Genomic DNA, 6,391 nt, shown 5'->3' on the forward strand with positions numbered 1-6,391 from the left:
GCCGTATGAGGAGTGAGGAACCATGCCCGCCGCCCAGCCCGGCCGTTCGTCGGCCGCCGCGGACCAGCACACCGTCATCCAGGTCCGCGGCGCGCGGGAGAACAATCTCGCCGACGTGTCGCTGGACCTGCCCAAGCGCCGGCTCACCGTCTTCACCGGCGTGTCCGGATCGGGGAAGTCCTCCCTCGTCTTCGGGACCATCGCCGCCGAGTCCCAGCGGCTGATCAACGAGACGTACACCGCGTTCATCCAGTCGTTCATGCCGAGCCTGGGCCGCCCGGACGTGGACGCGCTGCACAACCTCAGCGCCGCGATCGTCGTCGACCAGGAGCGGATGGGCGCCAACTCCCGCTCCACCGTGGGCACCGCCACCGACGCGTACACCATGCTGCGGATCGTCTTCAGCCGCCTGGGCACGCCGCACATCGGCACCTCCCACGCCTTCAGCTTCAACAACCCCGAGGGCATGTGCCCCCGGTGCGAGGGCGTCGGCCAGGTCTCGGACATCGACCTCGACCAGCTCGTCGACCGCGAACGCTCCCTGAACGAGGGCGCGATCACGGTCCCCAACTTCGCCGTGGACTCGTGGTACTGGCAGGTCATGGCGGGCTCCGGCTTCTACGACCCCGACAAGAAGCTCAAGGACTTCACCGAGCAGGAGTGGGAGGACTTCCTCCACCGGCCCGCCACGAAGGTGAAGAACGCCACGCACAACACCACCTACGAAGGGCTGCTCGTCAAGGTCAAGCGCCTGTTCCTCGCCAAGGACCGGGAGTCCATGCAGCCCCACATCCGGGCCTTCGTGGACCGCGCCGTGGTCTTCGGCGACTGCCCCGAGTGCGGCGGCGCCCGGCTGAGCCAGGCCGCGCTGTCCTCCACCATCGACGGCGTCAACATCGCCCAGTGCTCGTCGATGCAGATCAGCGACCTCGCAGCCTTCCTGCGCACCATCGACGACCCGTCCGTAGGGCCGCTGCTCGCCAACCTGCGCCACCTCCTGGACTCCCTGGTCGAGATCGGCCTCGGCTACCTCAGCCTGGACCGCCCCTCCGGCACCCTCTCCGGCGGCGAGGCCCAGCGCGTCAAGATGGTGCGGCACCTGGGCTCCAGCCTCACCGACGTCACCTACGTCTTCGACGAGCCCACCGTCGGCCTGCACCCGCACGACATCCAGCGCATGAACGACCTGCTGCTGCGGCTGCGCGACAAGGGCAACACGGTGCTCGTCGTCGAGCACAAACCCGAGGTCATCGCGATCGCCGACCACGTGGTCGACCTCGGCCCGGGCGCCGGCGAGAACGGCGGGCGGATCTGCTACGCCGGTGACGTGGCCGGGCTGCGCGCCTCCGGGACGCTGACCGGGCGGCACCTGGAGCACCGGGCGCGCCTGCGCGAAACGGTCCGCACCCCGCGCGGCTCCCTGCACATCAAGGACGCCGACCTGCACAATCTGCGCGACGTCAGCACGGAGATACCCCTCGGCGTGCTGACCGTGGTCACCGGCGTCGCGGGGTCCGGCAAGAGCTCCCTCATCCACGGCTACGTGGCGGGCCGGGAGGGCGTGGTCGTCGCCGACCAGTCGCCGATCCGCGGCTCGCGCCGCTCCAACCCGGCCACGTACACCGGTCTGCTCGGGCACATTCGTACCGCCTTCGCCAAGGCCAACGGCGTCAAGGCCGCGCTGTTCAGCGCCAACTCCGAGGGCGCCTGCCCCCGCTGCCAGGGCATCGGGCTGGTCTACACCGACCTGGCGATGATGGCCGGGGTGGCGTCGGTGTGCGAGGAGTGCGAGGGCAAGCGGTTCACCCCGGAGGTGCTGACGTACAAGCTGCGCGGCAAGGACATCAGCGAGGTCCTGGGGATGTCCGTGGCCGAGGCGCACGCCTTCTTCCCCTCCGGCCAGGCCCACACCGTCCTCGGGCGGCTCAACGACGTCGGGCTGGGCTACCTGCGGCTCGGCCAGCCGCTCAACACCCTCTCCGGCGGCGAGCGGCAGCGCATCAAGCTCGCCATCCACATGGCGGAGAAGGCCGCGACGTACGTACTGGACGAGCCGACCACGGGGCTCCACATGGCCGACGTGGACCAGCTCCTCGCCCTGCTCGACCGCCTGGTGGACGACGGGAACTCCGTCATCGTCATCGAGCACCACCAGGCCGTGATGGCGCACGCCGACTGGATCGTGGACCTCGGCCCCGGCGCCGGTCACGACGGCGGCCAGGTGGTCTTCAGCGGCACCCCGGCCGATCTCGTCGCCCACGGCGACACGCTCACCGCGCGGCACCTGCGGGAGTACGTGGGGATACGTGGGGAGGTGAGCGGACGGGGCTGACACACCGGCCGGTTCCGGGGGCCAGGCCGGGGGTTTCGGACGGAAGGGGGCCCTGACCGGGCCGGGGGATCGGGTGCCCGGAGGCGGGTGGCGGGGGGCACCGGTCCGCTCAGGCAACCGGCCCGGCACGGTCAGGACATCCGGCGTCCCTCAGAAAGCGGTGCGGCGGGCGGCGTACACGGCGCCGCCGCCGGCCGCGACCAGGGCCGCCGCGATGCCGGCCAGCACGCCGCTCGGCATCGCGGCGCCGGTCGCGGCGAGGGTGGCGGTGTCCGGCCCGCCCGCCGACCCGCCGCTGAACCGCGCCCCGGTGGCGACCGCCCCGGAGCCACCGCCCGCTCCGGCGTCGTCGGAGCGCGCTTCGAGGGCGCCGCTGCCGCCCGGCAGCCGGGCGCCGGCGCCGACGGACACGGCGAGGGTCACCGGATCGAGCGCCTGGCCCGCCTGGTACATGTTCTCGAAGGTCTTGGCGCCGGCGGCCGTGAGCGTGGCGGGGAGGGAGTTCAGCGCGATGACGCCGTTCTTGACGGTGACCGCCCCGGCGGGGACCTTCAGGTTCGCGACGGTCAGGCCGGGGGTGTGCACGGGCCGTCCCGTCGCCCGGGACTTGCTGGTCACATCGGCGACGAGGGTGCCCTTGGTCCCGTCGATCTTCACGGTGAGGTCGCGGAATGTCATGTCCAGGGCGCCCGCGTGGGCGAGGAAGCGGACGCTCCCGTTGAAGGCGGCGGTGACCGTGGACTTCCCGGTGTCGTAGGTGCCGTGTCCCTTCGGGAAGCGGTAACCGTCGCCGGCCTTCACGGCGCCTCCGGCCAGTTGGACCGTGCCGCCGCCGATGGGGCCGGTGACGTAGTCGCGGAAGGACTTCTTCACGCCCCAGGTGGCGGCGCCGTCGACGACCTTGCCGGAGGTGGCGGCGGGCTTCGCCCCCGTACCGGCGCCACTGGGACCGGGCTGCGGCCGGGCGGTGGCCGTCCACGCCGGGGTGGGCTTCGCCTCGGGCTCCGGCGCGGCATGCCCGGTCGGCCGCGTGGACGGCTCGGTGGCCGGACGCGTCGCCGGTTCGGTGCTCGGCCGCGTGCCGTGATCCGTGGGGCGTCCGGGCGCGGGCGCCGGGGAGGGCGGAGCGGAGGCGGCCTTGACCGAGAGGGTGGCCGGGTCCAGTTCCTGGCCCGCCTGGTACATGTTGTTGAACGCCTTGGCGCCCTCGGCGGTGAGTTTCGCCGGAATCCCGGCGAACGTCACGGCGCCGCCGGGGCCGCTGCCCGGCTTCATCCCGGTCAGGTTCAAGGTGGCCAGCGGGACGTCGTTCCGCGTGGCGCCGGCCGCGGTGATGTCGGCGGTGATGCGGCCGGAGGTGCCCTGGGTGGACACCTTGAGGTCCGCGAGCCGGATGTCGAAGCCGTGGGGCTGGGAGACGAAACGGACGCTGCCCTGGAAAGCGGCGGCGACACCGTGCGTGGCCAGGTCGTAGGTGCCGGTGCCCCCGGTGAAGGTGAAGGGCCCGTTGCCCGGGGCCTGCCGTGCCCCGCCGGTGGCGGTGACGGTGCCGTGGGCGATGCCGGTGACGTAGTCGCGGAAGGACTTCTTGACGCCCCATTCGAGCGTGCCGTCCTTCAACTCCAGGGTGGGCGCGGCCTGGACGCCGTCCGCCGCCAGGGCGGTGGCCGGGAGGACGAGGGCGGTGGTGGCCGCGGCGGTGGCGACGGCTGCCGCGAGGGCGAGCGAGCGGCGTATGGCGGTCATGGGCGTGGGTGCTCCTTCGGAGGACGGAGGTCGAGCCGGGATGGGGATGGGGCGGTCTTGGGGGATGGAGACGGGTCGATCTCTGGGGACGGGAATGGGCCGGTTGCCGGGATGGGAATGGGCCGGTTGCCGGGGCGGGGGCGGGACGGTCTCCGGGGGACGGGTGTGGGGATCGGGGACGGCTCGGTTGCGAGGGCACGGACGGATCCGTCGCGCTGGTGCGGGACAGGGCGGTCGCGAGGGGATGACGCCGGGTCAGTCGCCATGGCCGGAACGGCGGCGCCGTTCGCCGCCGTGCCGCAGCGATGACGGGGATGGACCGGTCATGGCGCGTCCGGACCGGCTCCGGCGCGCGCTTCCCGTCGGCGGCGGGAGCGCAGCGTGAGGAAGGCCGCAGCGGCGACGAGCAGCAGGCCGCCGGCGACCGCGACGGACAGGACGGCCGGGGGCACGGACGAGGACGAGGCCGCGGTGGCCACCTGGTCCGGGTCGGGCTTGTGCGGGGCACCGGTCTTCTGCGGCGGGCCGGGGGACTTCGGGGCGCCGGTGGGCGCCGGGCCGCTGCCGGCGTCGGGCAGCGCGGGGAGGGCGGCGCGGCGGTCGAGGGCGACGGACAGGGAGACGGGGTCCATGTCCGTGCCCGCCCGGTACAGCCCGCCCAGGGCCCGGGCGCCCGCCGCGGTGATCTTTGCCGGGGCCTCGGTGACGGTGAGCAGCCCGCCCTTGGGCGCCGGCTTCCCGGCCCGGAAGGTGACCAGCGGGAGGTGCCGGGCGACCGAGCCGCCGGTGGTGACGTCCGCGAAGAGGGTGCCCTCGCCGTCCTCGACGGTGACGCCGACCTTGCCGAGCGCGAGGTCGAGGTGCTCACCGGTGAACCGCACCGTGCCCGCGAACTCCGCCTTCACCGTGCCGTTCTCGGCGTCGTACGTCCCCGAGCCCCGGGAGAAGCGGAACAGCGCGCCGCCGTCCCGCGCGCCGTCGGCCACCGTCCAGGCGCCCCGGTTCAGGCTCCCGGTGACGTACTCGCGGAAGGTGCGGCGCACGCCCCAGTCCACGGCGGCGTCGGCGATCGTGCCCGGGGGAACGGGGTCCCGGGGCTCCGTGGGCGGGGCCGTCGGACGTGCCGTCGTCCGGACGTCCGCCGACAGGCTGAGCGGGTCCAGCGCCGTTCCGGCCGGGTAGTAGCCCGCGAACGCCTTCGCCCCCTGGGACGTCAGACGCGTCGGTACGTCGGTGAGGCCGATGGGCGTGCCTCCGCCGCGGGTGTCCACGGCGGCGAGGTCGAGGGAGGCCAGCGGCACCGCCTCGGCCGAGGTGACCTCGCCGGTGCCCTTGGCCTTGCTCGTCACATCGGCGTACAGGGTGCCCCTGCCGCCGGAGACGACGACCTTCGGCCTGCCGACGGTGAGGTCGAGTTCGTGGGTGCCGTCCGGCCGGCGGTGGCCTGTGAAGCGGACGCCGCCCGCGAACGCGGCGGTCAGCGCGCCGCTGTCCGGATCGTAGGAACCGGTGGCCGAGGGGAAGCGGAACCGGCTGTTGCCCACGGTGGCCGCGCCTCCGGTCAGGGCCCAACCGCCGTGCGCCACGGGCCCGGTGATGTACGCCTGGAACGAGGACTTGATCCCCCAGTCGAGCCGCCCGCCGGAGAGCGCGCGCCCCTCCGCCCGGGCCGCACCCGCGGGCAGGAGGGCGCCCAGCAACCCCGCCATCAGGATGGTGAGGAGGGGGACGAGCGGGGGACGGCGGCTTCGGGCGGCGGCGTGCCGGTGGCGAGGCAAAGGGGCGTGCGTGCGGCCCTTTCCGGCGTGCCCGCAGTCCCTTCCGCCGGCCCCGTTTCCCTGCCCGGAGTGCTCGCGACCGTCCCCGACGGGCACGGCGCGGTGCTCCCCGATGGCACGGCGTCCGGGGCCTCGGCGTCTGTCGCCACCGCCTCCGGAATCTCCCGCCTCTCCGGCCCGTGCGGGCAACAGCATCAGGAACCCCTTCCACCCGGGTAGTTAGGTAAGGCTAACCTAATGCACATCCAGCTCGGGGAGGCAACACCGCCACCGGAACCCCGCCCCCGGGCACGGTGCCGAGAAGAAAGGCGGGACAGTGACAGCGACCCTTCGGGAGTCCTGCCGGGGCCGGACGCGACCCGGCGGACTCCTCGCCGCCGTACTGGCGTTGACCCTGCTGCTCGCGGGCTGCGGCACGGCGGCAGGCGGCGCCGCCGACCCGCCCACCACCGCCGCCAAGCCGGCCGCCGGACGCGTCCAGCCGCCCGCCCGCCCCGCCCCGGTAGATAGGGATAGCACACCTCAGAACACACTC

At 73.7% G+C, this 6,391-nt stretch carries 3 protein-coding genes and 1 pseudogene; 2 read left to right on the forward strand and 2 right to left on the reverse strand.

The window, feature by feature from the left end; all coding sequences use genetic code 11:
- Positions 1-22 precede the first annotated feature (22 nt).
- The gene (locus tag ABZX96_RS30255) at positions 23-2,332 is read left to right on the forward strand and encodes an excinuclease ABC subunit UvrA (protein WP_355550526.1); all 2,310 of its coding nucleotides are present in this window, start codon (positions 23-25) and stop codon (positions 2,330-2,332) included.
- A gap of 150 nt (positions 2,333-2,482) precedes the next feature.
- Here ABZX96_RS30255 and ABZX96_RS30260 read toward each other — a convergent pair whose 3' ends face one another.
- Both ABZX96_RS30260 and ABZX96_RS30265 read right to left on the reverse strand, forming a co-directional pair.
- Positions 2,483-4,078, reverse strand: a complete 1,596-nt coding sequence (locus tag ABZX96_RS30260; RefSeq protein WP_355550528.1) for an HtaA domain-containing protein — start codon at positions 4,076-4,078, stop codon at positions 2,483-2,485.
- 323 nt (positions 4,079-4,401) lie between these two features.
- Positions 4,402-5,856: an HtaA domain-containing protein gene (locus ABZX96_RS30265; protein WP_355550529.1), complete on the reverse strand. Its 1,455-nt coding sequence runs from the start codon at positions 5,854-5,856 to the stop codon at positions 4,402-4,404.
- A gap of 316 nt (positions 5,857-6,172) precedes the next feature.
- On the opposite strand from ABZX96_RS30265, the pseudogene ABZX96_RS30270 reads away from it, so the two are divergent.
- A pseudogene (locus ABZX96_RS30270) lies at positions 6,173-6,391 on the forward strand (hypothetical protein); the annotation flags it as partial.

It is taken from the genome of Streptomyces sp. NPDC003077, from assembly GCF_040611095.1.
In the GTDB taxonomy this organism is placed as follows: domain Bacteria; phylum Actinomycetota; class Actinomycetes; order Streptomycetales; family Streptomycetaceae; genus Streptomyces.

Bases quoted from the DNA above. Each gene is read 5' to 3' on its own strand.
- ABZX96_RS30255 (WP_355550526.1), top strand. From the start codon at position 23: ATGCCCGCCGCCCAGCCCGGCCGTTCGTCGGCCGCCGCGGACCAGCAC.
- ABZX96_RS30260 (WP_355550528.1), bottom strand. From the start codon at position 4,078: ATGACCGCCATACGCCGCTCGCTCGCCCTCGCGGCAGCCGTCGCCACC.